General features: G+C 43.8%; 26 protein-coding genes. 13 read left to right on the forward strand and 13 right to left on the reverse strand.

Annotated elements, in window-relative coordinates; all coding sequences use genetic code 11:
- Nucleotides 1-187 precede the first annotated feature (187 nt).
- Entirely contained in the window at nucleotides 188-1,309 is a 1,122-nt protein-coding gene (locus tag G9G57_RS11810; protein ID WP_126666575.1) for a GerAB/ArcD/ProY family transporter, read from the forward strand.
- Between the two features lie 242 nt (nucleotides 1,310-1,551).
- Complete coding sequence (locus G9G57_RS11815; RefSeq protein WP_090890782.1) at nucleotides 1,552-1,950, forward strand: hypothetical protein; 399 nt, start codon at nucleotides 1,552-1,554, stop codon at nucleotides 1,948-1,950.
- A 73-nt stretch (nucleotides 1,951-2,023) separates the two neighbouring features.
- Here G9G57_RS11815 and pyk read toward each other — a convergent pair whose 3' ends face one another.
- Complete coding sequence (gene pyk / locus G9G57_RS11820; RefSeq protein ID WP_151256110.1) at nucleotides 2,024-3,439, reverse strand: pyruvate kinase; 1,416 nt, start codon at nucleotides 3,437-3,439, stop codon at nucleotides 2,024-2,026.
- Between the two features lie 178 nt (nucleotides 3,440-3,617).
- On the opposite strand from pyk, the gene G9G57_RS11825 reads away from it, so the two are divergent.
- Nucleotides 3,618-4,406: an AraC family transcriptional regulator gene (locus tag G9G57_RS11825; RefSeq protein ID WP_016820209.1), complete on the forward strand. Its 789-nt coding sequence runs from the start codon at nucleotides 3,618-3,620 to the stop codon at nucleotides 4,404-4,406.
- Between the two features lie 171 nt (nucleotides 4,407-4,577).
- On the opposite strand, the gene G9G57_RS11830 is transcribed toward G9G57_RS11825, so the two are convergent.
- From G9G57_RS11830 to G9G57_RS11850, 5 genes are all read right to left on the reverse strand, one after another.
- Nucleotides 4,578-5,996 (reverse strand): sucrose-specific PTS transporter subunit IIBC, encoded by a 1,419-nt coding sequence (locus tag G9G57_RS11830; RefSeq protein ID WP_185156688.1) that lies wholly within the window; start codon nucleotides 5,994-5,996, stop codon nucleotides 4,578-4,580.
- A 67-nt stretch (nucleotides 5,997-6,063) separates the two neighbouring features.
- Entirely contained in the window at nucleotides 6,064-7,539 is a 1,476-nt protein-coding gene (locus G9G57_RS11835; RefSeq protein WP_151256111.1) for a glycoside hydrolase family 32 protein, read from the reverse strand.
- A gap of 181 nt (nucleotides 7,540-7,720) precedes the next feature.
- Nucleotides 7,721-8,743: a LacI family DNA-binding transcriptional regulator gene (locus G9G57_RS11840; protein ID WP_017425668.1), complete on the reverse strand. Its 1,023-nt coding sequence runs from the start codon at nucleotides 8,741-8,743 to the stop codon at nucleotides 7,721-7,723.
- Between the two features lie 168 nt (nucleotides 8,744-8,911).
- Complete coding sequence (locus G9G57_RS11845) at nucleotides 8,912-9,754, reverse strand: aldo/keto reductase (RefSeq protein WP_017425667.1); 843 nt, start codon at nucleotides 9,752-9,754, stop codon at nucleotides 8,912-8,914.
- A 31-nt stretch (nucleotides 9,755-9,785) separates the two neighbouring features.
- Nucleotides 9,786-10,982 carry an MFS transporter gene (locus tag G9G57_RS11850; protein WP_038978233.1) on the reverse strand — a complete coding sequence of 399 codons (1,197 nt, stop codon included), beginning with the start codon at nucleotides 10,980-10,982 and terminating at the stop codon, nucleotides 9,786-9,788.
- 140 nt (nucleotides 10,983-11,122) lie between these two features.
- Between G9G57_RS11850 and G9G57_RS11855 the strand changes: the two genes are divergently transcribed.
- Nucleotides 11,123-11,488, forward strand: coding sequence for a winged helix-turn-helix transcriptional regulator (locus tag G9G57_RS11855; protein WP_013368959.1), 366 nt, complete (start codon nucleotides 11,123-11,125; stop codon nucleotides 11,486-11,488).
- A gap of 79 nt (nucleotides 11,489-11,567) precedes the next feature.
- On the opposite strand, the gene adhP is transcribed toward G9G57_RS11855, so the two are convergent.
- The gene (gene adhP / locus G9G57_RS11860; protein ID WP_016820203.1) at nucleotides 11,568-12,584 is read right to left on the reverse strand and encodes an alcohol dehydrogenase AdhP; all 1,017 of its coding nucleotides are present in this window, start codon (nucleotides 12,582-12,584) and stop codon (nucleotides 11,568-11,570) included.
- 241 nt (nucleotides 12,585-12,825) lie between these two features.
- Between adhP and G9G57_RS11865 the strand changes: the two genes are divergently transcribed.
- On the forward strand, nucleotides 12,826-13,659 hold the full coding sequence (locus tag G9G57_RS11865; protein WP_164964978.1) for a carbonic anhydrase: 834 nt from the start codon (nucleotides 12,826-12,828) through the stop codon (nucleotides 13,657-13,659).
- Between the two features lie 260 nt (nucleotides 13,660-13,919).
- Nucleotides 13,920-14,447, forward strand: coding sequence for a hypothetical protein (locus G9G57_RS11870; RefSeq protein WP_143069152.1), 528 nt, complete (start codon nucleotides 13,920-13,922; stop codon nucleotides 14,445-14,447).
- Nucleotides 14,448-14,554: 107 nt separating this feature from the next.
- On the opposite strand, the gene G9G57_RS11875 is transcribed toward G9G57_RS11870, so the two are convergent.
- A complete protein-coding gene (locus tag G9G57_RS11875) occupies nucleotides 14,555-15,841 on the reverse strand; it encodes a Gfo/Idh/MocA family protein (protein WP_164964979.1) in 1,287 nt (428 codons plus the stop codon).
- Between the two features lie 137 nt (nucleotides 15,842-15,978).
- Between G9G57_RS11875 and G9G57_RS11880 the strand changes: the two genes are divergently transcribed.
- On the forward strand, nucleotides 15,979-16,815 hold the full coding sequence (locus tag G9G57_RS11880; RefSeq protein WP_017425664.1) for a helix-turn-helix transcriptional regulator: 837 nt from the start codon (nucleotides 15,979-15,981) through the stop codon (nucleotides 16,813-16,815).
- Between the two features lie 10 nt (nucleotides 16,816-16,825).
- Here the strand turns inward: G9G57_RS11880 and G9G57_RS11885 are convergent, their stop codons facing one another.
- The 4 genes from G9G57_RS11885 to G9G57_RS11900 all read right to left on the reverse strand — a co-directional run bounded on the left by G9G57_RS11885 (nucleotide 16,826) and on the right by G9G57_RS11900 (nucleotide 20,679).
- Nucleotides 16,826-17,656, reverse strand: coding sequence for a carbohydrate ABC transporter permease (locus G9G57_RS11885; protein ID WP_164964980.1), 831 nt, complete (start codon nucleotides 17,654-17,656; stop codon nucleotides 16,826-16,828).
- Complete coding sequence (locus G9G57_RS11890; RefSeq protein ID WP_017425662.1) at nucleotides 17,646-18,518, reverse strand: carbohydrate ABC transporter permease; 873 nt, start codon at nucleotides 18,516-18,518, stop codon at nucleotides 17,646-17,648. The genes G9G57_RS11885 and G9G57_RS11890 overlap by 11 nt, the downstream gene beginning before the upstream one ends.
- Before the next feature lie 38 nt (nucleotides 18,519-18,556).
- Entirely contained in the window at nucleotides 18,557-19,855 is a 1,299-nt protein-coding gene (locus G9G57_RS11895; RefSeq protein WP_113050867.1) for an ABC transporter substrate-binding protein, read from the reverse strand.
- A gap of 266 nt (nucleotides 19,856-20,121) precedes the next feature.
- Complete coding sequence (locus tag G9G57_RS11900; protein WP_164964981.1) at nucleotides 20,122-20,679, reverse strand: GNAT family N-acetyltransferase; 558 nt, start codon at nucleotides 20,677-20,679, stop codon at nucleotides 20,122-20,124.
- Between the two features lie 353 nt (nucleotides 20,680-21,032).
- On the opposite strand from G9G57_RS11900, the gene G9G57_RS11905 reads away from it, so the two are divergent.
- The 3 genes from G9G57_RS11905 (at nucleotide 21,033) to G9G57_RS11915 (ending at nucleotide 22,441) form a co-directional block, all read left to right on the forward strand.
- Nucleotides 21,033-21,365: a sigma-70 family RNA polymerase sigma factor gene (locus G9G57_RS11905; protein ID WP_164964982.1), complete on the forward strand. Its 333-nt coding sequence runs from the start codon at nucleotides 21,033-21,035 to the stop codon at nucleotides 21,363-21,365.
- Nucleotides 21,317-21,532, forward strand: a complete 216-nt coding sequence (locus G9G57_RS11910; RefSeq protein WP_225164832.1) for a helix-turn-helix domain-containing protein — start codon at nucleotides 21,317-21,319, stop codon at nucleotides 21,530-21,532. Before G9G57_RS11905 ends, G9G57_RS11910 begins: the two co-directional genes overlap by 49 nt.
- A 444-nt stretch (nucleotides 21,533-21,976) precedes the next feature.
- Entirely contained in the window at nucleotides 21,977-22,441 is a 465-nt protein-coding gene (locus G9G57_RS11915) for a hypothetical protein (protein WP_058712115.1), read from the forward strand.
- Nucleotides 22,442-22,510: 69 nt separating this feature from the next.
- On the opposite strand, the gene G9G57_RS11920 is transcribed toward G9G57_RS11915, so the two are convergent.
- On the reverse strand, nucleotides 22,511-23,002 hold the full coding sequence (locus G9G57_RS11920; RefSeq protein ID WP_164964983.1) for a hypothetical protein: 492 nt from the start codon (nucleotides 23,000-23,002) through the stop codon (nucleotides 22,511-22,513).
- Nucleotides 23,003-24,292: 1,290 nt separating this feature from the next.
- Here G9G57_RS11920 and G9G57_RS25865 point away from each other — a divergent pair.
- From G9G57_RS25865 to G9G57_RS11935, 3 genes are all read left to right on the forward strand, one after another.
- Entirely contained in the window at nucleotides 24,293-24,649 is a 357-nt protein-coding gene (locus G9G57_RS25865; RefSeq protein WP_238799282.1) for a hypothetical protein, read from the forward strand.
- Between the two features lie 225 nt (nucleotides 24,650-24,874).
- Nucleotides 24,875-25,483 (forward strand): hypothetical protein, encoded by a 609-nt coding sequence (locus tag G9G57_RS11930; protein ID WP_164964984.1) that lies wholly within the window; start codon nucleotides 24,875-24,877, stop codon nucleotides 25,481-25,483.
- Nucleotides 25,484-25,735: 252 nt separating this feature from the next.
- Entirely contained in the window at nucleotides 25,736-26,623 is an 888-nt protein-coding gene (locus tag G9G57_RS11935; protein WP_164964985.1) for a copper amine oxidase N-terminal domain-containing protein, read from the forward strand.
- Nucleotides 26,624-26,944: the final 321 nt, after the last annotated feature.

A 26,944-nucleotide genomic window follows, 5' to 3' on the forward strand; every position in this document is an offset into this window, starting at 1 on the left:
AAAAAGGATTTAAAAAAGAGCTTTGGTTGTTTTTCATCCTACTCTTTTTTGCAGTCGGAATTAGTTGTGCCAAGGTATTACACTGGCTCATTCCCACCCCCCTGGATTGGATAACAGCCATTTATAGACCATTCAGCAATTTCCTGATCCATATGGGCCTAATAAAATAAGAGGAGGTGAAAAACGGGTGCCCGCACAAATCAAAATCTCAGCACGACAAATCATGATCATATCTGCTTTATTTACGGTCGGAAGTGCAATCCTCATCGTCCCTTCAGGGATGGCACTTGTAGCCAAACAAGATGCGTGGATTGCCGCGCTCGTGGGGGTCGGGGCTGGGCTTCTTATCTTGTATATGTACAGCAAGCTTGCGGCGCTTTATCCAGAGATGACCCTGGTTGAGATGATGGAAACCCTACTCGGAAAATGGTTAGGCAAAACCGTAGGTTTTCTATTTTTCACCCTACTATTCATTAATGCTCCTGTACCGGTGTTATTTTATTTAGGAAATTTTATGACTACTCAAATGATACCGGAAACGCCGATTCTAGCGGTGAATATTCTTTTTGCACTTATCATAGTATTCGCTGCTCGGCTGGGTCTCGAAGTCCTGGCTCGTTCGGCCGAACTGTTGTTTCCTTTATTTACTCTGCTGTATATTTCTTTTGTAGGTTTAGTGGTATCCAACATTAAGCTGGAAAATGTCCAACCTGTATTGGAGGCAGGAGTAGGGCCGATTTGGCCTGCTGCCCTGTCCTTTTTTAGCACAGTATTTATACCTCATATTATTTTGCTCATGATCTTCCCTTCTTCTATACATCGTTCCGATCAAACCCGTAAAGCTTTTTTCATAGGAAGCCTGATTGGCGGATTGATGCTGGTCGTGGTGGTTGCATTGACAATTTTGGTATTTGGTCCTGACTTAACGGCAAGAAATATATATCCTAGCTATGCGTTAGCCAAAAAAATTAGCATTGGTAACTTTCTACAGCGCATCGAAGCCATCATGGCTACAATGTGGTTTATTTCACTTTTTTTTAGAATCACGCTGTATATGCACACCACAGTGACAGCAATAGCCCAAATCTTTTGTCTGAAAAGCGATCGGCAACTGGTGCTTCCTCTCGGGATGTTATTAGTCATCCTGTCCATCATCGTGTATCCTAATGTCCCTTACCAACAAACCTATGATACAAAGACGTGGATTCCCTATTCTCTATCCATTGGGTTGTTTTTCCCCTTACTGCTGCTCTGTATTCATGGGATACGAACAATCTGGTCAAAGAAAAAAACAGCATCCAAAGGGTAAATCACACTCTTTTTTCGTTATCTGCGAATTTTTTTAGCGCTACCTGTTTACAATCTTCTCTTTTAGTTTATTTTAAACGAGTATTAAGCTGACGCTAAGATTGGGCGTGTATGATGTATTTAAGAATCTGGTAACTACATAAGCCGGATGGGCTAAAGGCATAAACATCACTCCCGTTGGATATCCATATACCGTTCCACCCCGTCAGAAATTTAATGAAACACAAAAGGAGATTTACACTTATGAATCGAAAACGAATGTTGGTCATCTGCACACTGTTGCTGGCGTTATCTATTGGGCAGTCATCTACTTGGGGAAGTCGGGCTAATGCTGCTGCACTGGCTCCAGAGAGAGCCCTGCATGTACAGGACAATGAAGCTTCAAAGGATGATGATCTGTTGAAAGCACTGGGTATATCCTCGGATGAGCAATTATATGATGCGTTATATAATGGTCAAACCTTGGCTGATATTGCACAAACCCATAATCAGGATGCTCAGGCTATCGTTGATCTACAGGTAGCTCAGTTGACGGAGCAGTTGGATCAACGACTGGCCAATAAGAGCATTACCCCAGAGCAATACCAAGCCCATAAGGCAGAACTGACACAAGTCGTTGCCAAAAGTGTATTCGGGCTGTAAGCCTAGACACGACCGAACATCAAAAAGGCGCTGAACCCTAGAGGATCAGCGCCTTTTCTGTATTTGATATAACTTACGCTTGATATACCCGAATCAGATTGGTCGTGCCTGCCTCAGCGACAGGGACGCCTGCTGACAGGACTACAGTATCTCCTTTATGGATATATCCTGCATTCAGCGCGTTACGGATGGAAGATTCGAACATTTCATCCGTTGTGGCTACCTTATCCCCTTTAATCGGGAATACACCGGACAACAGGCAAATTTTAGCGAATACCGTGTTATTCGGAGTAACCGCAATGATCGGTGCCTTCGGACGATATTTGGACACCATACGAGCCGTGAATCCACTGGCAGTCGAGGTAATAATCGCTTTGGCATCCAGCTCCAGAGACGAACTCACCGCACCCTGACTAATGACTTCAGTAATGTTGGTGCTTTGGCGTGCTCTGCGCTTATCGAACTGCTCCTGGTAATCCAATTGTGATTCTGCACTGGCAGCTACCGCAGCCATGGTCCGTACGGATTCAACAGGGTATTTACCTGCAGCAGATTCGCCCGACAGCATCACTACGTCAGCTCCCTGCATAACGGCATTGAACACGTCACTAACTTCAGCTCTCGTCGGACGCGGGTTCACCTGCATGGACTCCAGCATGTGAGTAGCAACGATAACGGGCTTGCCGACCAGATTACACTTGTCGATCATTTCTTTTTGCATCACAGGCACGTCTTGAATCGGCACTTCCACGCCCAAGTCGCCACGAGCTACCATAATACCGTCCGAAGCTTCGATGATATCATCCAGGTTTTCCATACCTTCGGCATTTTCAATTTTGGAATAAATCTGTACATGCTCGGCATGATGTCCCTTCAAAATCTCACGAATTTCACGGATATCGTCGCCTTTACGCACAAAAGAAGCCGCAATAAGCTCGATACGCTGCTCCACCCCAAATTGAATGTGCTTCACGTCGCGCTCTGTTACGCCTGGAAGAGTTGTATGAATCCCTGGCAGATTCACACCTTTTCTCGGCTTCAAAATACCGCCGCTTACGATGTTACAAATCATCTCGGTTCCTTCGATGGAGGTTACAGTCAGATCAACCAAACCGTCGTCGATGAGAATGCGGTCACCTGCTTTGATATCCTTCGGCATATCTGGGTAATTCACCGAAATACGATGCTCGTCCCCCAAAATCTCTTCCGTGGTCAGAATAAGCTGGTTGCCTGGCTTCAGTAGAACAGATGCCTCCTTCAGCTTGCCAATCCGTATTTCCGGTCCTTTAATATCCATCATGACAGGGATACAGGTATTCATTTCCTTCGCTGCCTGTCTCACATTTTCAATACGTTTAACATGATCCTCCAGCTCCCCATGAGCCATGTTCAAGCGAGCTACAGTCATACCAGCCTGGATCATTTCTTTTAACAAATCAATGGAGTCGCAGGCAGGTCCCATAGTACAAATAATTTTCGTTTTAAGCATAGTAATGTCATCCTCCTGAATGTCTTTACTGTATAACTTCTTCTCCACTTTGCTTCTCTATCTACATTAAACTTATATAGTCCTATTCTACCTGTACCCGTTCACCAAGACTATGAACTATAGTATGATGGATGTATTACAGTATGATGAATGTTGAAGACATTGGAGAGTGAGTTTTGTGATTACATTGACGGGTATACGGCAGGACAATGGCGTAGACTGGTATGAAAAGGCTGGTGCAAATACCGACAACGATGACTTGCTATTCATTTTGGTCACCTTTGGCAAATGTGTATATTGGGTGAACGATAGCAAGATCATTCTGGGCAAGGGTGAAGCACTGCTTTTACCCGCTCATCTGAATTACTATGGCAAGAGCATTCCTACGCTTTTCCATACCAAGTATGTGATACATTGCCGCAAAACATGTACGAACAGCACACTTCCCATACTGAATACAGACCAGCCGTTATGGATCAAGCCCGGATGCTACGATTTGCTGCATGAACGGATCAAATCGATGTATTATCAATGGACTGAACACCCAAGCTACTACGCCCTGATGGCTGACTGTCTGCTGACCGAAGCCATGATTTATATGAACCAGGAATGGGACAAAGGTACCGTTCCTCGCGATAAAGAACGGCATGTAGAACATATGAAACAGTACATTCAGAATCACTACAGGGAAAAGGTAACCAAAGAAGAGCTTGGTGATGCCATTCGCAAAACCCCCAATTATGCCGCGACACTGCTGCGTGAGGTTACAGGCCAAACGATCAGCGAGCATGTACATACGCAACGTATTAAAACCGCCATCTACATGTTGACGGAGTCGCGGCTAACGATTCGTGAAATCTCGGAGTATGTGGGCTATAGTGATGTGTCCTATTTTCATCGGATCTTCAAACGCTTAACAGGCTGTTCCCCGTCCGAGTTTCTGGATGAACGTTCCTCCATCGTCTAATCTGATAGCCTGAAGCAGAATTTCACAGATAAAAAAATGGCCGCTTCACATCGAATGCTGCTCTAGTTATCCTTTTTTTCATTAAGGGACAAGAGCGCTCCGTGTAAAAGCGACCATTATATTTATAGTTACACGCATGAATCTGCGTATATTGGTGCTGACTGAATGATATTATTTGGAGGAACCCGCTGTTTTGACTTTGTCCAGCATTTTATCGTTAAAGCCAAACATCCAAGTCAGGACAAAGGATACTGCCATAGCAGCCAAGTTCGCCAAAATATAAAACGGAAGCTGATGGTTCATGTAGAGCAACGTACCTGGAATAACAGTAACCGCCATCCCTGTAGCCGCCAAATGCAAGACCGAAGCAATAAAACCACCAACCGCTCCGCCGATGAGACCCATGACAAAAGGCTTCATATATCTCAAGTTGACCCCGAAGATAGCCGGCTCTGTAATTCCTAGGAAAGCAGAGAACGAAGAAGGAAGCGCCAACGCTTTCAGCTTGCTGTCCTTCGTTTTCAGACCAACTGCCAGACAGGCAGCTCCCTGTGCAGCCATTGCGCAGGTAATAATAGCATTGAAGGCATTTACGCCGTTCTTTTCAAGCAGTTGAATCTCCAGGAAATTAAATATATGATGCACACCTGTAACGACGATAATCTGATGCAAAAAGCCGATGACGATCCCTGCAATACCGAAAGGCAAATCAAGTACAAATATGGTTCCGTGCAGCACCCATTCTTCAAGTGAATGGAACACTGGACCGATAGCAAACAGTCCCAAAGTGATCATAATCAACAATGTTAAAAATGGTGTAAGGATCAGATCCAGCGCTTCAGGCACCCGTTTACGCAGCGCCCGCTCCAGTTTGGCTCCGATCAAACCCACGAAGAAGGCTGGCAATACTGAGCCCTGATAGCCCACCACTGGAATGAATCCGAACATCGTCAACGGATGAGCTGAGCCGTCCGCAACACTATACGCGTTAGGGAGAGCCGGGTTTACCAGCATCAGACCGAGAACGATACCCAGCACCGGACTACCGCCGAATACTCTAAAGGCTGACCATGCGACTAACGCAGGCAGAAAGGCAAAAGCCGTATCCGTTAATACCTGTGTATATAATAAAAAGTTAGGTGAAATATCCTGCGGCGTCATACCGAGCAGAGCGAGAATTTGCGGCTGAGTAAGCAAACCGCGCAGTCCCATGAACAACCCCGTAGCGACCAGCACTGGAATAATCGGTACAAACACATCGCCAAAGGTACGAATGGACCGCTGGAAGACGTTGCCCTCCTTTTTCGCCTGACTCTTCACCTCTTCTTTAGATGAACCCGTCACGCCAAGCTTCTCAACCTCTTCAAAAATCCGATTTACCGTTCCTGTACCAAAAATAATCTGATATTGACCTGAATTGAAGAAAGCACCCTTAACCTTGTCGATCTCTTCAACTTTTTTCTGATCAATCTTCTCCTTATCATGCACCATAATTCGTAAGCGCGTTGCACAGTGAGCAAACGAAGCGATATTTTCCTTTCCACCGATCGCCTCGATCACTTCTTTAGCTATCTCTCTGTTTTCCGCCATGATGTTCATCCCCTCGTTCATTCCGTTATGTTTGATGATTAACGATCCACTTGATGAATTAGCCTACTCATGTAAAATTCCATTTTACCGCTTGGAAGAGAGCCTCTCCCTTGTCGGCAAAAAAGCGTATTTCGTCACTCTCTGGGTGCGGAAAAATACGACTGGTGAACACTTCTTCCCCATCATTGATGAAAATCTCAACCGAAGATGTATCTACAAACAGATGAAGTTTGATATGATCCTTATCCCATGCACACTGCCGCACTTCACCATACTCAGCGGCTACAGGCTCACCCGATTGCGAACGGTCCAATACAAGTTTGCGGCTGACGGCGTTATATTTTATCACCGTTTTCTCCGTCTCACTCGCACGGAATTCGATACCAAATGCCTTCGCATCCAAAAGATCTACTTCACAGATCAGCTCATACGCTGTACCTTTGAATCCTTCATAGGTTTTGCTCTCTGAAGACAACGTATCAGCTACCCGATCCTCACTATTTCTACGCAATGTGGTTAGTTCTGGGATTGGCCGCTGCAAGAGTTTTCCCTCATGAAGCGTAAGTTCTCTCGGTAACGTCAGACAATGGGCCCATCCGTTCGGATCTGTCGGGTATTCGATATCCGGCAGCCCCATCCAGGCCACCATAATACGCCGCCCCTGCGGGTCAATCATCGTCTGTGGTGCATAGAAATCAAAGCCTCTATCGAGCTCGTGGAATGCGCCATGCTCCAGTGTTCTTGTCTCTGTATTCAGCAGTTTGCCGATGACGTAGCCCGATTGATAAATGTTTTGGTTTTCGTCCCCTGAAGGCTCCAAGCCCTGTGGAGAAAAGACCAAGACCCCTGCTCCGTTCAGTTCAAAATAATCCGGACATTCCCACATATATCCAAACGATTCCAACCCGGTGTTCAGTTCCCCCTCGAACTGCCAAGTATGAAGATCGGTTGAACGATAAAGGACAACGCAGCCTGTTGAATTCGTTCTCTGGGCACCAATCACACAATAGAAACTATCGCCGTCCTTCCACAGCTTGGGATCACGAAAATGATCTGTATAGCCTTCTGGTACATGGTCAATAACAGGATGCTCCCACTTGATAATGCGACCGCTCTCATCCATCACAGCCATGCATTGATAAGGATGTCTAATCCAGTTTTCGTCTCTTGTATTTCCTGTATACATCATGTATAACTTGTCCTCATGCTCTAGCGCGCTGCCGGAATAAGCCCCATGCGAGTCGAAATCGTCCCCAGGTGTGATGCCAATGCCTGCACTATGCCATGTGACCAAATCTTTGGATTTCAAATGATACCAATATTTCATCCCATGATCGGTTCCGAGCGGGAACCACTGATAAAATAAATGGTATTCACCTTGATAATATGAAAATCCATTCGGATCATTGAGTAAACCTGTCGGTGGCTGGATATGAAATGACTGTCGCCACTGACATTGCTCCACCTTTTTCTGCAAGCTCGCTATTTCACCGGGCTCTGCCTGCTCGATCAATCGATACTTTTGTTCTTTTGTCATTTTCATAGGTGTACCTCATTTTTTAAAAACTTAGATTTAGGGAACCGGTTCCAAATTAACGAAAAAATATTATAACGGAACCGGTTCCTATACGATTAAAAAAAATACTCATCCATGGAGTTGCAACCGATTCCAATTGTGCAAGAGTAAAATGGAACCGGTTTCGAAGAAATTATAATCCACTTGTTTAACGTTTGTCAACGCTTTCTCTTTCAATAAGGGAATAATCCATGACTGTCACTTGCTCTACCGTTTTATGTTCTACCAGCCGTACAATATTTTGTGCTGCTACACGTCCAGCCTCCATATACGGATATTGAACAGTTGTTAGCGCAGGGTGAATGACCTCCGTAATATCGTATCCCCCAAAGCCAGTGACCGACAAATCCGACGGAATGGTAATTCCTCTGGAATAAGCCGCGTTGATTACCCCAAGCGCGATATTATCCGTAGCGCACACCATCAACGATGGCTTGAATTGGTCTAAGATGGCAGATGCAGCAATCCGTGCATCGGACATTTTAAACCCGGTTTCATAGTACCTGATATCATATCCTGCGACTCGCATCGTCTCGTCCGTATAACACGTAGCAGGTAACGCATCGCGAACAGCCTGCCTAAAGCCCTCTTTGCGTTGCACACCGACAGCAACGTCCCTTTCAGTAACACCGACATAGGCAATTTCACGGTGGCCCTGTGACAGGACATATGCACCGATATCATATCCGGCACGATAATCATCATGGATAAGGCTATGGATCTGCTCATGTTGTTGGCCTACCAGCAATACCGGAATACTGATGTCTCGAATCGCGGTCAGGTGGTCGTCTGTAATTTGAGCAGCCAGCAGAATGATGCCTGAAATTTTTTGTCGTGCGAACTCATAGATCGCTTCGATTTCACGCTTTACATCCTGACTCGTATTAGAGATCAGCATCTGGTAATGCTGGGAACGCAGTTCCTCATCAATCCCCATTAACGTATGAGATGTCGCAAAGGAATCCAGCCGTGGCACGACGGTTCCGATAATGTTGGTTCGTTTTGCCTTCAAACTTTGGGCAAAGGTATTGGGCACATACCCCGTGGCCTTAACCACCTTTTCAATTTTACGCTTAGTGTCCAGGCTGACAGATCCGCCGTTCAAAAAACGGGATACGGTGCTCTTGGATACACCAGCCATTTGGGCTATATCTGCAATTGTCTTATTCATGAGGTCCCCCGGAGATTTTCATTTTCATAAGCGTCCAAAACTTCTCATTTCATATAATTCTATAATACCATATGGCAGGATTGGATTGCTGTAGCTCCAGATTCATCATGCACAAAAAAGCCGTCCCTTCCATGAAGAAGGAAACGGCGTTTTATGATGGACTGAATTTTAAAAATCAAAGTTGTCCGGATCTGGACCTACCCGAAGATTGGCATTTAACGCCTGAATTTGATCCATATCCTCACGCGTCAATTCAAAGTCAAAAATATCGGCATTTTCGACGATTCGATGCGCCTTGGTGGACTTGGGAATAGTGACGACTCCCTGCTGTACATCCCAGCGTAAAATCACTTGAGCCACCGATTTACCGTACTTGTTCGCTATGTCTTGCAGTACCGGATGATCGAGCAATTGACCCTGCATGAGCGGGGACCAGGCTTCCATTTGGATGTTGTTCTTTTGACAGAATTGCAGCAGCTCGGTTTGGGTTAGCTGCGGGTGAAACTCCACCTGATTGACCATTGGCTTGATTTCTGCATCCTGCATGAGATCTTCCAAATGGTGAATTTGGAAATTGCTGACTCCGATGGCCTTAATCCGTCCTTCTTTATACAAGGACTCCAAAGCTCTCCAGGCTTCTTTGTATTTGCCTTGAACCGGCCAATGAATCAGATATAGATCCAGATAGTCCAGCCCCAGCTTGTCTAGGCTTGCTTCATAAGCTGCTCGCGTCTCTTCATAGCCTAAATCTGCATTCCACACTTTGGACGTGACGAATAGTTCTTCTCTGGACAGATTATTCTCCGAGAGGGCTTCCTGAATAGCCTGTCCTACACTGTTTTCATTCGCATAGATTGCCGCTGTATCTATACTGCGGTAGCCATGCTTTACAGCAGCCTTCACAGCATTGACCAGCTCTGAACCTTCTTCTACTTTAAATACCCCGATGCCAAACCAAGGCATGCGAACTCCGTTGTGCAATGTTGTTGTGCTTTGTAGGTTTTGTGTCATTTTGTATCTTCCTCTCTATTTTTTAAAAGTTTTAGCCTACCAAGGCGGTTGTATCCCTTTTTTCGAGCATACGACTCCATGCTGTCAGTAGAACCGCAACAAAAACCATTACCCCACCGACCCAAGTCGTATGCATAAGCCCCAGTGAATCTGTCACAATTCCTCCCACATATGCTCCGATTGCGATTCCTGCATTAAAAGCCGCAATATTAACAGCAGAGGCGACATCGACCGCTTTGGGTGCAAAACGTTCGGCTAACATAACTACATACACCTGTAGACCAGGCACATTCATAAACGCAAGCAATCCCATAAAAAAAATCGTCAACAGACCTGCCGTTTGAAATGGCACGGTAAACCACAGCAGAAACAGGATCACAGCTTGAATCAGAAACATGTAAAACAAAGCTGAAAGCGGTCTGCGGTTCGCAGCTTTTCCACCGATGACATTCCCGATAGCAATGGCGATTCCATACAATAAGAGAATGAATGTTACCGTATTTTCTCCAAAACCGGTTATGTCATGAAGTAATGGAGATAAATAAGTAAACACGACGAATGTGCCCCCATATCCCAAGGCAGTAATGATAAATGCAAGTAGCAAGCGACCATTCGTAACCAGTTTGACCTGCTCGCTGAAAGGGGTCTTGTTCCCTTTCCGAAGCGTAGAGGGCAGCAGGATCAGATTGGCAATGAGGGCCACAACACCGACGACCACAATAGCCATAAATGCAGCCCGCCAACCCCATTGCTGCCCCACGTAGGTGCCCAACGGCACTCCTGTAACGGTGGCAACGGTCAAGCCGGAGAACATAATCGAAATGGCACTCGCCCGCCGATCATCGGGAACAAGGTCGGCCGCGATGGTGGACCCGATGGACATGAACACTCCATGGGAGAACGCCGAGATGACACGTGCAATCAGCAGCAGGGTGATTCCACTAGAGACCGCAGCAAGGCTGTTGCCTGCTATAAACACAATCATGATCCACAGCAGTAGCGTTTTACGAGGAACACTCGATGTTAACGAGGTCAACACAGGTGCCCCAATGGTAACCCCTAATGCATACAGCGTTACAGTTAGTGCGGACATTGTTACGGATATGTGCAAGTCTTCAGCGATCAGGGGAAGCAATCCTACGCTGATGAACTCAGTGGTCCCAATGGCAAAGGCGCTTACGGCTAAAGCCAGTAATGGCCAGATACTTCGTTTGGATTCTGGCGACATGTTTTTCACTCCTATCTATAGTAATCTTCGACCAGCAGATGTTATTATGAGTTATTCAATCAATTATGAACAGTACGTACTTTTTAGTGATATAGGTACCAAAAAGTACCTTAGAGGCGACATACACGGAGGGATCGGCATTGGGAAAGAAAAAATACAATATCTCTGTTGAGGCGACATTAGAGGTGATCGGAGGAAAATGGAAGTGTGTGATTCTGTGTCATTTGACCCATGGAAAGATGCGAACAAGTGAATTAAAGCGCATGATGCCTTCCATAACACAAAAAATGCTGACTCAACAGCTTCGTGAATTAGAGGAAGACGGCATTGTCAATCGGATTAGTTATAATCAGGTTCCACCCAAAGTGGAGTACGAGCTTAGTGAATATGGATGTAGTTTGAAAAGCATTTTGGATTCACTTTGTGCCTGGGGAGAAAGACATATTATTAAAGAATACGGGGATAAATCTGCGGTTTTGGAGGATAACATTCTGAATAAGCTGTAAAGCAAAAAAAGCGTCTGCACTAGATCAGCAGGCGCTTTCTCTCTCTTACAATTCCAAGAGTTACGAATTGGACATCATTTTATTTGGTAAAATCAATGACCATACGTCCTTGGATTTTGCCATGCTCCATCTCTTCGAAGATCTCATTGATGTCTTCAAGCGGACGTTTTTGTACAAGAGGAACAACTTTACCTTCTGCAGCAAACTGGAACGCTTCTTTAAGGTCTTCACGAGTACCGACCAAAGAACCGATTACTTGAATGCCGTCCAGAACCAGACGCGGAATGTCCAGATCCATTTTATCGGTTGGAAGACCTACAGCTACGACACGCGCGCCAGCCTTCACAACGTCAATAGCTTGGTTGAAAGGTGTTTTGGCAACAGCAGTAACCACGGTTGCATCCAGACCAGCACCGTTCGTTAATTCCTTAGCTCGGGCGACTGGATCTTCTTTCATGCTGTTAACAATATAATCAGCACCAATTTTTTTGGCCAGTTCGAGTTTTTCATCACTGATGTCAAAGGCTACAACTTTAGCATTGAATACATTTTTAGCGTATTGCACAGCCAGGTTACCCAAGCCGCCGATACCGAAGATACCGATCCATTGTCCTGGTCTGATATCGCTTACTTTAACTGCTTTATATGTTGTAACCCCTGCGCAAGTTACACTACTTGCAGCGGCAGGATCAAGATTATCTGGTACTTTGACCGCATAGTCAGCTGTGACAATACATTGTTCTGCCATTGCACCGTCTACCGTGTATCCGGCATTTTTAACTTCACGACACAAAGTTTCCCGTCCAGTTAAACAATATTCGCAGTGACCGCAGCTTTCGAACATCCAGGCAATACTTACGCGATCGCCAATTTTAAGACTGGTCACTCCTTCACCTAATTCAATGACTTTCCCAATACCTTCATGTCCCAGAACTCTGCCTGTGACATCACCGAAATCTGCATTTTTTACGTGCAAATCTGTGTGGCAAACCCCACAATATTCAACTTGGACTAACGCTTCCCCATGTTTCAGGGAGCGCAAAGGTTTCTCTTCTACACTAACTTTCTTGTCTTTTGTAACAATTGCTGCTTTCATGTAGATCTCTCCTTTGAGTAGATATGGAATTATTTTGTAACGCACACCCCACTATTATAGTCACTTCCCCCAAAGAGGACAAACAAAATTTCACCACTCCATTATTCTTTCTACACCCCGGTAATAATAAGCAACCATTTCTACCTTTTTCCTAAGTCCTTGTACCCTTGCAGGAACTTTGTACAATAATTTACAATGTAAAAAGTTTCACATACTCTATTTGGAAGAAGGATAAAGAAACATGAAAAAACATTGGAGAGGTTGCTTGTTCAGCATATTTTCCATAATCTTGGCACTGTCGGTAACAGGATGTACATCACCCGCCACTTCTAGTCCTACTAGCGCATCATCGTCCTCAGCTAACAACGCTCATGCAGTTATTCAGAAAAGCCCGCACTGGTCCTACGAAGGGGATGAAGGACCGGAGCATTGGGGGGAGCTGGAAAAGGATTTTGTCGCTTGTGGTAACGGTCAGGAGCAATCTCCCATCAACATAGAGCATTCCCATCTGGAAGCTTCGCATACGCAGCAACCGCTGCAGGTTCATTATTCAACCACTAAAGTATCCATACTGAATAATGGACATACCGTCCAAGTCAATGCAGCTAGTCCCAGCAATAATATTGTCGTGGACGGCACTACATTCACCTTAAAGCAGTTCCATTTTCATCATCCAAGTGAACACCAAATAGACGGTAAAAATGCTGAAATGGAGCTTCATTTTGTTCATCAAAGCGACAACGGAAGCACAGCTGTCTTAGGGGTTCTTATACAAAGTGGCAAAGAAAACAAGGCCTTCAACCGCATCTGGTCCAAACTGCCAAAAGGTATCTCTCAAGAAGCGAACTTGGAGGGAGAAATAAATCTTGCCACGCTGCTGCCAAAAGACCTGCACTCCGTTCGCTACAACGGATCACTGACTACCCCGCCATGTACAGAACATGTGAATTGGACGGTATTGGAACAGCCTATTGAAATGTCAGCAGATCAAATCAATCAGTTTGCTGCCATTTTTCCCGACAACCATCGACCTGTACAACAGCTGGGAACCCGTGAGCTGAAGACTGATAAATAATAAAATATGTCTGGACCAAAGTCTTCAGGCCAGTAGTAATACTGACCATCTTCATCACAACGTCAGGAATCTTCACGATCAGATCAAGAGACACAGCCCCCCTCTTTCGGGTAGTTTCACTGTGTCTTTCCCACCGGTTGCCTTGTCACTCACTATAATATAAACGGGAATATAGTAGAAATTATGTGCCGATAACTAACACTCTCTAAATGAGAGCCACATACTTTATACTAACTATTTATAGTAAAGGAGTTGGCAAGATGTCTGTTAAAAGAGTTAGCCGCCGGACTAAAAAAGTTGTCCCTCCAATTCTTAGATATCGAACTAAACGTCAAACTAAATTTAGAGTTACTCAAGTACGTAACGGGAGTTTTGAAAATAGTTCCTTTTCGCCATGGCGTCCTGTAGGTAATGTATCTCTCTCGCGCGTTCGCCCTCATACAGGCAGGGCAAATGCCCGCTATTCGGTTCTGCCAGGTCAAAGTGCATCATTAACTCAAACTCTTTCTCTAAGTCCCTTTCGTTCATATCGATTAACATTTTTTGCTGAATCACCAAGTTCCACTGGTATCCTCCGGGTTAGACTTCTAGGTAGCACATTTTCAGGTGGAGTACTAAACCTCATAAGTATTCCTTCAGGAAGATACCAAAGTTATAGTTTGACTATTCCAGCAGCTTCTTTATTAGGCCGTTCAGTCTTTAATTTAGAATTCCAAGTTACTGGTACAGGAACAGGTTCCCAGCTGTCAGTATTAAATCTTGATACTGTTTCTATGGTTTCTATATAATAAACCAAATATAAAGGCCGCCTTATATATAATACAAACAAGAAGCCTCCTCATTCATCTGATAGAGGAGGCTTCTTGTTATTAAAGTTGCTGTCTACTTACCATCGTTATAATCGCACCAGTTGCTCCACCTTCACCGGCAGACCTGTGCGCATAGAGCGGTTGGCAGCGATGCCTGTTAAAATGGACCATGCGCCATCAATATGGGAGGCCGCACGATGAAACCGATCCTCTGCCGGCTTATCGAAAATATCCCGCAGCATGACCGGATCTCCTCCGCCATGTCCCCCCACGCCTTCCTCTACTTCGACCTCGTAAGGTGCTGCAAAGTGAGGATAGATCGTGATGGTTTTCTCTTTTAGCGCCCCCTCATCTGCCTTGCTACCACCGGAATTAACATAGGATTGCTCGGATACCCGAACTTCCATCCGTCCCTTGGTGCCGTTAAATACGATGATAAAGCCCTCCCAAGGCATATAAGCGTTCAGTGAGTAGTTCATAACCGTTTTATTCTGATACTTCACCATGACACTGAGCGTATCCTCAATACTGATATTGTCGCCAAATACGCTTTGATCACGCTCGTACCCATCCTCATGCTCCGCATCCAGATACATACTTTTTAGATGCTCGTTACGATCCAGATGTAAGGCAAAAGGGTCATTCTCCGCCGCCTTGCTGCCGTAAGCCCGTTGATAGAACTCCGTCACGCCACGCTGCTCCGCATTCTCCCGGCCATAAAATTTCAGATCGCCCAGCGCATATACCGTCTCCGGCTTCGAGCCAAGCCAGAAGTTCATCAGGTCAAAATGATGCGTTGATTTGTGCACCAGCAGACCGCCGCTATTGCGCTTGTCCCGGTGCCAGCGGCGGAAATAATCCGCGCCATGCTGGGTATTCAGCAGCCATTCAAAATTGACTGATAAGATGTCACCCAGTGTCCCGTCCATGATAACCTCACGGATTTTCGTATTATGCGGGGCATAGCGATAGTTAAAGGTGACGCGCAGCTTCCGTCCCGTGCGTTCTATGGCATCCAGAATGTCTTGGCATTTGTCCTCGTCCACCGTCATCGGCTTCTCGGAAATGACATCACAGCCCAGCTCCATCGCCCGGATAATATACCGATGATGCACCCGGTCAATGGTAGTGACGATGACGATATCCGGCTTCACCTCCGCGATCATCCGATCAAATTCGTGAGCTTTATAGGTTGGAATCAGCTGGTGCTCGTATTTCTCTTGCAACAGCCGATTGGCATAGTCCATTCTCGTCTGGTTGACGTCACAGAACGCGACTAGCTCTGATGTATCTTTGAAAACGGTAACAACTTCACCGTAAAAAAATTCAGCTCTTCCTCCGGTGCCCACAAGTGCATATTTGATTTTAGCCAATAGGTTCACACCCTTTACATGAATTACTTCTATTTTATAGTATAAGAAAGAGCGAAATCTTCGCTTTTATTGTGAATTCATCCAAAAAGTATGCATATATTATCCTCATGAATATTTTCATAAAGGAGCACGTCGTTATGATCGCCACTCCCCATTTTGCTATCGAGCAAGCGCTTCGGACGGTGCCATTTAGCATGTCTGCCGACCATGTCCATCAAGCGCATGAAATCTATTATCTGCTGGCAGGAGAGCGTTACTACTACATTAATCAGCGTGTATACGCACTACAAAAGGGCGATCTGATCTGGATTAGCAAACATGATTTCCACCGTACGAGTAACAAAGGGAACGGCAGCCATGAGCGAATTTTGATCAACTTTGATGAAGCGTTTGTAGGCTCGTCCACGTCTGTCACTCCATCCGGCGATCAGAATCACCTGCTATTGCCTGAAAAAAGCTTTTTGCTTCGCCCCTCTGCAGCAGAACAACGTGAGCTGGAGCATCTGTTCCAGCAAATGCTGGATGAATACCATCAAGAGCATGCATACCGATATATGTATCTTCAAAGCCTGCTGCTGCAGCTACTGATACGAATCCGCCGCATACAATCAGCGGCTCCTGAGACCATAGCGCCTGAGCGCAGCGAGAAGCAGCAGCGCGTGTACTCGGTGATTGAGTATCTGCATATCCACTATGCCGAGAAGCTATCGTTGGAGCAACTGGCAGGACACTTTTATATTAGCAGCACATATCTGTGCCGCATTTTCAAGCAGACCACAGGTTTTACGTTGGTCGAGTATCTTCAGGATGTACGGGTCCAGCAGGCTCGGGCGTATTTGAAGGAAACAAACTGGAAAGTGACCGCCATTGCTGAAAAAACGGGCTTTGACAGCATTGCTCACTTTGGCCGTGTATTCAAGCATTTCACCGGGCGTACTCCATTACAGTATCGGAAAGTACATAAAAAGGAGTAGGGAAAAGCCCCTACCCCTTGATACCTGTTAAGGTAATCCCCTCAATAATTTGCTTTTGGGCGATGATGTAGACGATGAGCACCGGGACGACGGAGATGGTGGTACCTGCCATCATCAGTGACCAATCGGCGGTATATAGTCCTTTGAAATTGTTGAGCAAAAGTGGAACTGTAAATTTCTCTGGTATATTTAGATAGATCAGCGGATCAAGAAAGCTGTTCCAGGTACCCAAAAAAGTGAAAATCCCGATCGCCGCCAATGCCGGACGAATGAGTGGCAGAATGACACTCCAGTAAATGCGAATGTATCCCGCCCCGTCCATGACTGCTGCTTCCTCCAGATCGCGTGGAATTCCCATGACGAATTGACGGAGCAAAAACACCGCGAATGCATTAAACAAGGCTCCAGGTACAATCAGAGACCAATGCGTATCAAGCCAGCCGATACGATCCATCACCAAGTATAGCGGAATCATCGTTACCTGCTTAGGCACCATCATCGTAGCGAGGAACAAAATAAACAATATATCCGAACCCGGAAAACGGATTTTAGCAAAGGCATACGCTGCCATAGATGCGCTAATCAGCGTCGCTGTCACGATGATAAACGTAATGTAAAAGCTGTTCATGTACGCCTGCACGAAGGGCATGGCCTCCAGCGATGCCGGATAGTTGCTCCATACAAACGGATCGGGAATCCATTGTGGCGGAACGACAAAAATTTGAGAGATATCCTTTAAAGAACTGAGGATGGTCCACAAAAATGGAAAAAACATGATTAAAGAGCCGACAGCGAGCAGCACATGGCGCAGGAGCATCCTGCCTCTGCAACTAATCTCCATAGTGCACCCACCTCTTTTGCATTTTAAATTGCAGCAGTGTAAATATGAGAATAATCACGAACAAAATCATTGCCGCTGCCGCACTTTCTCCCATCGTGAAATCAATGAATGCCTGATCGTAAATGTGATACACAAGCGTATAGCTTGCTTTGGCTGGCCCGCCGTTTGTCATGACGAACGCCTGATCGAACACCTGAAAAGAGCTGATGACCATCATGATGGTGACAAAAAAGGTTGTTGGTGACAATAGCGGCAATGTGATATACCTTAGCTGCTGGAACTTGCTGGCCCCGTCAATTTCGGCTGCCTCGTAATAGCTTTTGGAGATGCCCTGAAGTCCTGCCAAAAAAATGACCATGTTGTATCCCAGTCCCAGCCATATGCTAAGTAAAGCAATCGACGGGATCACCCAATGCGTATCGGTAAGCCACATCGGGCCTGCAATGCCAATCGCTCGCAGTAAATGGTTTAAAATGCCAAATTCACCATTCAGTATCCACATCCAGATGACCCCAACCGATACCGAACTGGTTACGACAGGCATGAAAAAAAACAAGCGATAGATTTCCCTGCCCTTCACTTTATTGAGTACGATGGCTACGAGCAGAGCCAACACAATCCCCACCGGAATGACCAGCACCATATAGTACACCGTATTAATGAGTGCCTTCCAAAAATCAGGATCAGATAATTGACCTTTAAAATTGTCCAAGCCGACAAACAAAGGCACCCCAAAACCATCCCAATTGACAAAGCTTAAGTAAAACGCATACAGCAAGGGCAGCAGTGAAAAACATAACAGACCAAGAAACTGGGGGCCAATAAATAGATAGCCCCACAGCGCTTGATGCTTTTTCTGCATCTTGTCACCTTCCTCCCTGGTCACGGCCCATCCCGTGTTTACTTGACCGCCTTGGATATGATCTGATTCAACTTTTCAATGGTTGTCGCAGCATCCTGCTTGCCCAGGAACATCAGGTCAATGGTTTCCGTTATATCGGAGTTCAACCCCGGCACCTGTGCATCATACGCCAATGCAGAACCATAAGCATGCCCTTTATCACGTCCCTCAGTCAGATAGCCCGAGTGCTCAATCGTCGCCTTTTTCATGATGCTCTCATCTGCGGCAGCAAGCGTACCCATGGCATTGCCACCTTCAACCAGCCGCGCCTCCTGCCCTTTCACAGAGACGTAGAAGGCTGCCAGCTTCATGGCCTCTTGCACATGCGGACTGTTTTTGTTGACAGCTACATATGCAACCGGGATGGCGACAGGCTCATTTTTACCAGTGTTGGAGGGCCAGTAGATATAATCAAAGTCGAGGCTTTTATTTTGACTAAACAAGGGCTCCAGCCATCTTCCTGCCGCCAGCATGCCGACCTGATTGGACATGAACATCGCATCAGCCCCCTGCCCTTTCGGAAGCGAGCCAAGGTATACCGCATTTCCCTTTTTCACCATATCGTGCATAAAAGCGAAGGCTTCCTTGCCCTTTTCATTGTGGTCCAGCACATACTTGCCTTGTTCATCAAAGATCCGGCCACCATTCGACCACACCCATGAATACCAGTGAGCCCACCAGTTTTCCGCAATATAGCCCTGCTTTCCGGCGGCCTTCAGCTTGGATGTAACCTCCTCAAAGGCGTCCCAGTTCCACTTGCCCTCATCATAGTATTCCTGCGGTGTTTTCACACCTGCTTCCTTAAATACCTTTTTGTTGTAGTACATGACCATCGGGTTTGAGTCAGGAGTGACCCCATAGATTTCCCCATCACGCTTGGCCGGACCCCATAATCCTTCCGGAAAATCCTCGGCCTTCACGTCACTTGCCTCACTTTTTAAAAATTCACCCAAAGGCTGCACCTGTTTTGCTCCGATCAAACGCGCAATCGTCGACTCATATGAATAAAAGACATCCGGTCCGCGACTTCCTTGTAGCTGTGTCAACAGCTTTTGCTCATATTGGTCTCCCGGTACTGGTACCAGCTTAACTTCGATATTCGGATTCTCTTTTTCAAATGCATCCAGTGCCCGCTGATAAACCTTCACCTCCGCAGGGTTACCCCAAACCTGCATCGTAAGCCGCACCTTTTGTCCATCTGTATTCTCTATTTTGGGAGAAGTGCTGCATGCCGTTGCAAGTAAAAACAGAATGCTGAGGAAAAATCCAATTTTTATCCAACTCATGTAATTGTCCACCTTAACCGCCTCCTGTAGCTTCGCATGGTTGTATATCACCCTTCTTTGAAGCGCTTACAAAACTTTCCCTATCATCATATGTAGAAGGAGAAAGCGCGATATCCCCATTTTCATTTTTATATAAATTTTTTTCTTTTGAGTGGCTCTGATATGACAGTAACCAAGAGAAAGACATCACGAGGACGTAAAGGTCTGCACAACAAAAAAAGAAGAATGCAGATCACCTGCTTCCTTCTTTTGTATTCCTTCAATTATGATTCCGTTTTCTATGACTTTATTAGCATCTTTTCAAAAGTGTTATAGCCATTTGTTTCGCCTATATAAGTATAGCCACATTGTTGGTAAAAACCGCTAAGCTTGTCATTGCCCGCAATACAATCCAGACGGATTCGATCCTTGCCGGCGAAGCGGATACCTTGCTCAATCCACTGCATAAGCTCACGGCCCAGTCCCTTCCCCGTGTTATCGCGATCTACAACCAAACGATGCAGATACACGGAGGTACCTCCCTCGGAATTCATCCCGTCTAATCCCCACAATCTACAATCCCAAGCACTGGGCTGCTGCTGCAAGATCACTGCGCCTGCCAAGCGATGATTGTCTGAGGTTCGGAAAATAACCACTTCTCCGCGTGCTATAGCTCCGCCCATATTGTGATCATCTTCTCCTTTTAGTAATTTGCCCCATTGCGTGGAACCCTTGCTGTGCAGCCATCTGGCCGTCTTTAAAATTAACTCCTGAATCTCAGCCTGATCTTCATTACTTGCCTGATAAGCCACTATTCCTGGTTTGACGGATGGATCGACAATCGTCATTGATGTCATGCTGCACCTCAACCCTCTGATTATTTTATTTATGTATAAAATATAGCATAAAAAAAAAAGAGTCTGACTTCATCTGTTTTTTTGCAACAGCGGTTCCCTCCGCTTACCGGATATGATTCTTTTTGCTCCTGCTCGTCATCCATACCAACACACACCTGGTCTTCTACCAACTTCCATATCGCCCATACCCTTCAATGGTTTCTACATGGAAATTTCAAATAGTTTCAAAATTATTCAAAATTACATTATATTCGCTAAAAAAACAATATTGACGCTATAAATTGGTTGTTTTATTGATTTCGAGAACTCCTACCTTATATGTACGTATATGAACATAAGGGAGGAAATTTCCGATGGGTGCTATCGAAGATTATCGACGCGAGCTTTATAGAATTGCTTGGAGAATGCAGTATCGTACAAAACGCAATCGGAAACGCGAAATTTCTTTAGAATCCAAACCTAATCTCTTTCAAACCTCGTTTTCGGAAGAGTCCGATAACAAAATAATGATGCAATCATATATTAATAGATTAAGGTCTGAGACAGGCAAAAAAGTCATCTATGAAATTTACATAAACGATAAAGCAGAAAGCCAAGTTGCCAAGGAACTTCATATTACACAACAGGCGGTGAGCAAATGGAAAAAGAAGGCGCTTCACGATTTATGTCAGATGATGAGTTTATGAAATTAGTAGAACTCGCCCAAACAAAATCCGATGTAGAGGCTATGAATGCAATTTTCCAATATTTTGATCCAGATATTAAACGATTAAGTAAATTTATCCGTATGCCAAAAGAGGATGCCATCCAGACCATGAAAACTGAACTTCTAGAGTTCATCATGAAAAAATAATGTGTCCTTGGCGATAAGCTGCTTGCGGTTACTCTACCAGAGGCAGCTTATTTAGCTTTTGCTGTAGTCAAGTTGAAAGGTACTCCTCAACTCTTCTCACATCTTGACCATAATACCGGATAAATTAAAGATTTATCCCAGCACCTATTCTAACTAGAGGGGCTATTCAAATTCAGAGGGGAATTTTCTTAACCTAAAAAAATTCATATTCGGTTGTGTAGTTACAGCCCCCAACTCCTATATAAGTGTAGGGGATAATCGAGCAAAGTACATGAATTAAAAAATTTATGTACTTTGCAATTTTCACGATTTGGTTGTAATTTACAGCCTTAAATCACCTACATAAGGGAAAGGGAATTGAAGACTGATATCAAATAAATGTGGAGCCATTTAGATGTCAGCGACTCCATCAATTCCTATAAAAAATCAGGAGGTTGATATATTATGGCAAGATCACGAGAGTATGCAACAACAATAACGGCAAGTCCGTATCAATTACTAAAAATGAGTGAAGCACAACGTGTCGCATTAGAGAGCGGGAATTTCAGAGGTGGTTCTGCCAACACAGCTGCAATCGTAGCAGGGCTGTCAGGAATAACAGCTACAGTTCTGGGGCTGATCTTCGTTGCAAGTACACCAGTAGGGGTAGCAATGGGAATTGCTTCCCTCGCCTCTTCGCTATTTGCCGCAGGCACGGGTTCGACAGTCGAAAATGTCATTAGCAACGGTATTGCGGGCATTGATAAAATCAACAATCAAATTGCCCTTTACGGTGAAAGATACGATCTTTATCAGATTAAATTCCCGTTCCTTGAGTACACTCTACAAGACGGTACCGTTATCCGTTTTATTTCGGGTAATGGCGTTGTACAAAAAGCACACTCCGGAAATGGATGGGAAGTTTTCTAAGAATAATTCCTAAATAACTGAGGAAAAGGTCGGTTGAGTTTGACAACCGACCTTTTTTATACAAACTAACTACTCCTTCTGGAAAAGTTTATCGATTGAATTTTTGAACGAATGGTAGTCGAATTCGTTTGTTATCATATATTCCTGCCTATAATTTTTTTCCTGATCAAAGATAGATACTAACTTATTATTCTTAAATGTAATTTCATACTTCGATGTTGAATCCTGATTGCTTTTCGGGCGGATGATAATAGTATAGTAAAAAGGAACTTTATCCCCGTTATTCATTCCGTTTGTTTTTTTTAGCTCAATGCCAGATAATTGATCCAATATTGTTTTAACTCCACTCTTTTCCATCACATGCACGTTATAATCGGTTGGTTCATTAGTAATTTTAGTGTGCGTTCTTATTATCTGAAGGTAGACATTATCCATATCGACCTGATCCAACACAGCTTTTTGAATAGAGGTATTTAAATTCAAAAAATAATAAGTGCCATAAATGCCCCATGCTAGTACTAAAACAATAACAACTGCAATCTTAATAGTTCGATTCTTCATCAATTCACTTCCTTATTTTTTAGTATGATCTCTTTAAAAGTATAGCTACTGTAAACGAGGAAATAGGATTCTGCTATTAGAAAAAGCGACTTATGCCACCATGTTTCTTGTGACATAAATAAAAATAGGATAATTCCGGATGAGATCATAAGCATAATCAGTTCTACAATCGTGTCGGCTATAATACTGGTTCTATGACTATTCTGGTACTTTTCGTACATCGTTCGACCAATCATAAATATAGTCGGGCGGATTATTATATACAATTCGCACCGTGAAGGTAGCTAAGAAAATCATCAAAATAAGAAAAATTGGATTCTTCAGCTTCGTCAGCATAGTTCTCTCCTCTCACTCCATTTACAATTATTATACATTATCTGTTTAGGGATTTCATAAAATATACATACTTCTCAAAAGAAGGTAATTTGTCGCGATAAAAGGGTGTTTCTGGATCAATCTAGGAGCACCCCTTTTTTATGAGCCAGTTGCAACCCTAAAGGCTGGTTAAAACCAGCCGGGGTATCTGTAGCAAATAGGCTCGCTGATCAGCAAGTAAGGGAGCGAATAGGACGAGAGTGGGGAAACTGGCTCATGCTACTGGCTCTAAGGCGGCAAGAGCGCTCACCTAAGAGCCAGTACCACCGCTGGGCCGCTACGCTGGCGCTGCGCTAATCATCATGTATGCCTGCACAGGGCAGCACCATGATTCCGCTGCACTCCATCGTCGTGCCCCTGTACAAGGCTAAATCCCTAGGAATTTTGAAGAGAAGTAAGAAGGTTCTTGAAGAAAGCTAGGAACATGACTTGCTTCGCTGCAAGGTATTTTCCCCTGGTATTCACTTATCACAGCCTGTAAGAGCAAAAAGGAGGTTTTCGATAATGTTACAATAATCGCAATTTTTTTTTACAAAGAAGGAATCTTCATTCTTTTTAACGGTTGTTAAATAGAATTTGATAACTCCCTCCCTTATATACACGTATATGAACATAAGGAAGGTAAATTTCGTTGGGAGCCATTGAACATTATAGACGCGAACTTTATAGAATTGCTTGACGAATGTAGTATCGGGAAAAACGTAATCGCAAACGTGAAGTTTCTATGGAATGCAGTCCTGACCTCTTCCAACCCTCTTTTTCGGAAGAATCTGATAACAAAGTGATGTTACAATCTTATATTAATAAATTAGAGTGTGAAGCAAGCAAAAAGGTCATCTATGAAATTTACATAAACGACAAAACAGGGGCCCAGGTAGCCAGAGAACTCAAAATCACTCAACAGGCGGTAAACAAATGGAAGAAAAAGGATCCTCGCGAATTATGTCAGATGATGAGTTTATGAAGTTAGTAAAACTTGCCCAAACCCAATCCGATGTAGAGGCCATGAATGCAATCTTTCAATATTTCGATCAAGATATTAAACGATTAAGCAAACTTTTCCGTATGCCAAAAGAGGATGCTATTCAGAGTATGAAAACCCAATTTCTTGAGCTTATCATGAAAAAATACATCCTTTTATCGATAAGCTGTTTCTGGAACTCAACCGGAAGCAGCTTATTTAGTTTTTGCTTCGACATTCTTCAGCATGGGCTAAACAGTTCAAAAAGCATTTTCTTCAATCTGAAAAAAAGTCATTGTTCAGTTGTGTAGTTACATTTTCAAACTCCTATATAAGTGTAGGGGATAATCGAGCAAAGTAGTACATGAATTAAAAAATTTATGTATTGGCAATTTTCACGATTTGGTTGTAAATCACAGCCTTAAATCACCTACATAAGTGAGAGGGAATTGAAGACTAACATTAAAGAATGTGGAGCCATTTTGATGTTAGCGACTCCATCAATTCCTCACAAAAAATCAGGAGGTTGATATATTATGGCAAGACATGGTGCAATCGTAACGGAAACTAAATCTGCAAATTACACAGGAATTACAACCAAGCTTCAAATCCCCTCTCAAGCTAACTTTGTAAATGGATATTTCGACTGGTATCTTGGCATTGGAGCAGCAAACATTGAGGCTGGCATATCGTATTCTGCTGCTGGATTCAAAGTATTTATCAACGGTGTGGAGGGCGCCGAAACTGGTTCGAGATCTCGAACTGTATCTTCTATCCAGAAAGGTCAAACTGTAGATTTGAAGCTGACATATGATCATTCCACCAAGAGATCATCCCTCTATCTTAACGGTTCAACTTTACCTTGGACAGACAATGCTTTGGTTACAAAAACCACTGGCTTGAATACTTATAACACAGTAAAAATGGTACACGGCGTTCAAGATCAGGGTGGCTCTTCCTATAGCCGTGCCAGTTTCTCACAAACTCAATTAAGAACAGATACTAGTGGAGCAACATATAAAACATGGACAAGTGATCTTTCCAACACGATTCGCAGAGTGCCTAATGGTGGCACATCGGATAGCGCAGATAAGTTTACAATTTTCAACAACGCTCCATTGATTACAAAATTAGATCCAGCATAAAATAAAATCTAAAAATAGGGTAGCTCTTAAATAAGAGCTACCCTATTTTTAGATTCCCGGGACTGCATTGGTTCAAGGAAAAATCAGGAACAAAATAAGCGAGGCAGATACTAAAACAGGGATCTACAAAAGTGAGAAGAGTCACTGAATTTGATTCATACAATCCATTTTATGTTATAATCATTAAATAGATGTAACTTTTCTCTTTTTTATCCGTCTATAATAACAAATACATTTTTGGAGGTAAAAAGTATGAATTTCATCTCAAAAATTGCATGTATTTCTATTTTGAGTCTTACTTTAAGTGCGGGAGCAGCATGGGCTTCTTCGGTACATATTATCGTTAATAATTTGAATATCCCCTCTGATGATGCTTATCAATCTCATGGCACTACGATGGTCCCGTTAAATGCTGTACAAAGTTTACCCGAGGTATCCATTACATGGAATAATACTACTAAAACAGTGGTAATAGATCGTAGCGGTAAAAAAACAGTTTTGAAAGTTGGACAAAAAAATACAACCATTGGTTCAAAAAAAATAACATTGCCTGTTGCCCCAACTTTGAGAAACGGACGGGTTATGGTGCCTCTGCGATTTATAGCCGATTCATCCGGTGCGTATGTCTCCTGGAACCCAAAATCTCAAACGGCATATGTAGCAAAGGCAAGCAATGAAATAAAAAAGAAATATACATCTGATAAGCTTAATGTATCCAGAGGAGCAGTAATCAAACTCCCTAAAATTAGTAATTTAAAAGAATTTACACCCAAAGGGTACGAAAATCTAAACACAGACTATTATTTTCCTGAAGGTAAATCAGATTCGTTTTTCATTCAGGAAATGGATGTAATCTCTTTCTATAAAGCTAGCAACGATCGTGTTGAATTAATATGGACGGCACGCTTTGACTCAACAAAAAAAGAAAGCAATGGTCTATCTTTTTTGCCTTATAAATTATTAGAACAAGATGGTCAGAGACCTACGTTTCAAAATCGAGTAGCCCATTTTAACTTTATGTCCGCCATTGGAGAAATAAGTTACAGTCTCATTGACAATAATGGAAAGGAAATAAACCAGGGACAAAAACCAGTTGATCCAACAAATTTCTTTGTTGATATCCCAGATGAACAAAAATAAACCAAAAAAAGCTATGTCTTTCTAGATTATTACACATAGACATTATGAATAGCGTAGTGCTTCAATCCCACCTACCTTCTGTTCGCAGGTAGGTAAGCGTGAGAGTGCCTAAAACGGTGCACCTAATCGGCCTAGACACTCTCGCATCAACCTAATTATTTTTTCTGTTTTTTTAGTAAACCTTACATAATTTGGTGAAAATATTTAAACATACTGGCTCAGCCTATAGAAAAATATTTATACAATTATTGGTTCCTCATATATCAAACATGAGACCACACGCTTCCTGCATGTTCAAATCATTCCTCTTTACACCCTCTT

This window comes from Paenibacillus sp. EKM211P, from assembly GCF_011066175.1.
GTDB lineage: Bacteria > Bacillota > Bacilli > Paenibacillales > Paenibacillaceae > Paenibacillus > Paenibacillus polymyxa.

What these genes read in the sequence shown, in the direction of transcription:
- adhP (WP_016820203.1), bottom strand. Translation starts at nt 12,584, where the DNA reads ATGAAAGCAGCAATTGTTACAAAAGACAAGAAAGTTAGTGTAGAAGAG.
- pyk (WP_151256110.1), bottom strand. Translation starts at nt 3,439, where the DNA reads ATGCTTAAAACGAAAATTATTTGTACTATGGGACCTGCCTGCGACTCC.
- G9G57_RS11850 (WP_038978233.1), bottom strand. Translation starts at nt 10,982, where the DNA reads ATGTCGCCAGAATCCAAACGAAGTATCTGGCCATTACTGGCTTTAGCC.
- G9G57_RS11870 (WP_143069152.1), top strand. Translation starts at nt 13,920, where the DNA reads ATGTCTGTTAAAAGAGTTAGCCGCCGGACTAAAAAAGTTGTCCCTCCA.
- G9G57_RS11830 (WP_185156688.1), bottom strand. Translation starts at nt 5,996, where the DNA reads ATGGCGGAAAACAGAGAGATAGCTAAAGAAGTGATCGAGGCGATCGGT.
- G9G57_RS11935 (WP_164964985.1), top strand. Translation starts at nt 25,736, where the DNA reads ATGAATTTCATCTCAAAAATTGCATGTATTTCTATTTTGAGTCTTACT.
- G9G57_RS11885 (WP_164964980.1), bottom strand. Translation starts at nt 17,656, where the DNA reads ATGGAGATTAGTTGCAGAGGCAGGATGCTCCTGCGCCATGTGCTGCTC.
- G9G57_RS11865 (WP_164964978.1), top strand. Translation starts at nt 12,826, where the DNA reads ATGAAAAAACATTGGAGAGGTTGCTTGTTCAGCATATTTTCCATAATC.
- G9G57_RS11900 (WP_164964981.1), bottom strand. Translation starts at nt 20,679, where the DNA reads ATGACATCAATGACGATTGTCGATCCATCCGTCAAACCAGGAATAGTG.
- G9G57_RS11835 (WP_151256111.1), bottom strand. Translation starts at nt 7,539, where the DNA reads ATGAAAATGACAAAAGAACAAAAGTATCGATTGATCGAGCAGGCAGAG.
- G9G57_RS11905 (WP_164964982.1), top strand. Translation starts at nt 21,033, where the DNA reads ATGGGTGCTATCGAAGATTATCGACGCGAGCTTTATAGAATTGCTTGG.
- G9G57_RS11930 (WP_164964984.1), top strand. Translation starts at nt 24,875, where the DNA reads ATGGCAAGACATGGTGCAATCGTAACGGAAACTAAATCTGCAAATTAC.
- G9G57_RS11920 (WP_164964983.1), bottom strand. Translation starts at nt 23,002, where the DNA reads ATGAAGAATCGAACTATTAAGATTGCAGTTGTTATTGTTTTAGTACTA.
- G9G57_RS25865 (WP_238799282.1), top strand. Translation starts at nt 24,293, where the DNA reads ATGGAAGAAAAAGGATCCTCGCGAATTATGTCAGATGATGAGTTTATG.
- G9G57_RS11815 (WP_090890782.1), top strand. Translation starts at nt 1,552, where the DNA reads ATGAATCGAAAACGAATGTTGGTCATCTGCACACTGTTGCTGGCGTTA.
- G9G57_RS11845 (WP_017425667.1), bottom strand. Translation starts at nt 9,754, where the DNA reads ATGACACAAAACCTACAAAGCACAACAACATTGCACAACGGAGTTCGC.
- G9G57_RS11890 (WP_017425662.1), bottom strand. Translation starts at nt 18,518, where the DNA reads ATGCAGAAAAAGCATCAAGCGCTGTGGGGCTATCTATTTATTGGCCCC.
- G9G57_RS11915 (WP_058712115.1), top strand. Translation starts at nt 21,977, where the DNA reads ATGGCAAGATCACGAGAGTATGCAACAACAATAACGGCAAGTCCGTAT.
- G9G57_RS11880 (WP_017425664.1), top strand. Translation starts at nt 15,979, where the DNA reads ATGATCGCCACTCCCCATTTTGCTATCGAGCAAGCGCTTCGGACGGTG.
- G9G57_RS11910 (WP_225164832.1), top strand. Translation starts at nt 21,317, where the DNA reads ATGGAAAAAGAAGGCGCTTCACGATTTATGTCAGATGATGAGTTTATG.
- G9G57_RS11840 (WP_017425668.1), bottom strand. Translation starts at nt 8,743, where the DNA reads ATGAATAAGACAATTGCAGATATAGCCCAAATGGCTGGTGTATCCAAG.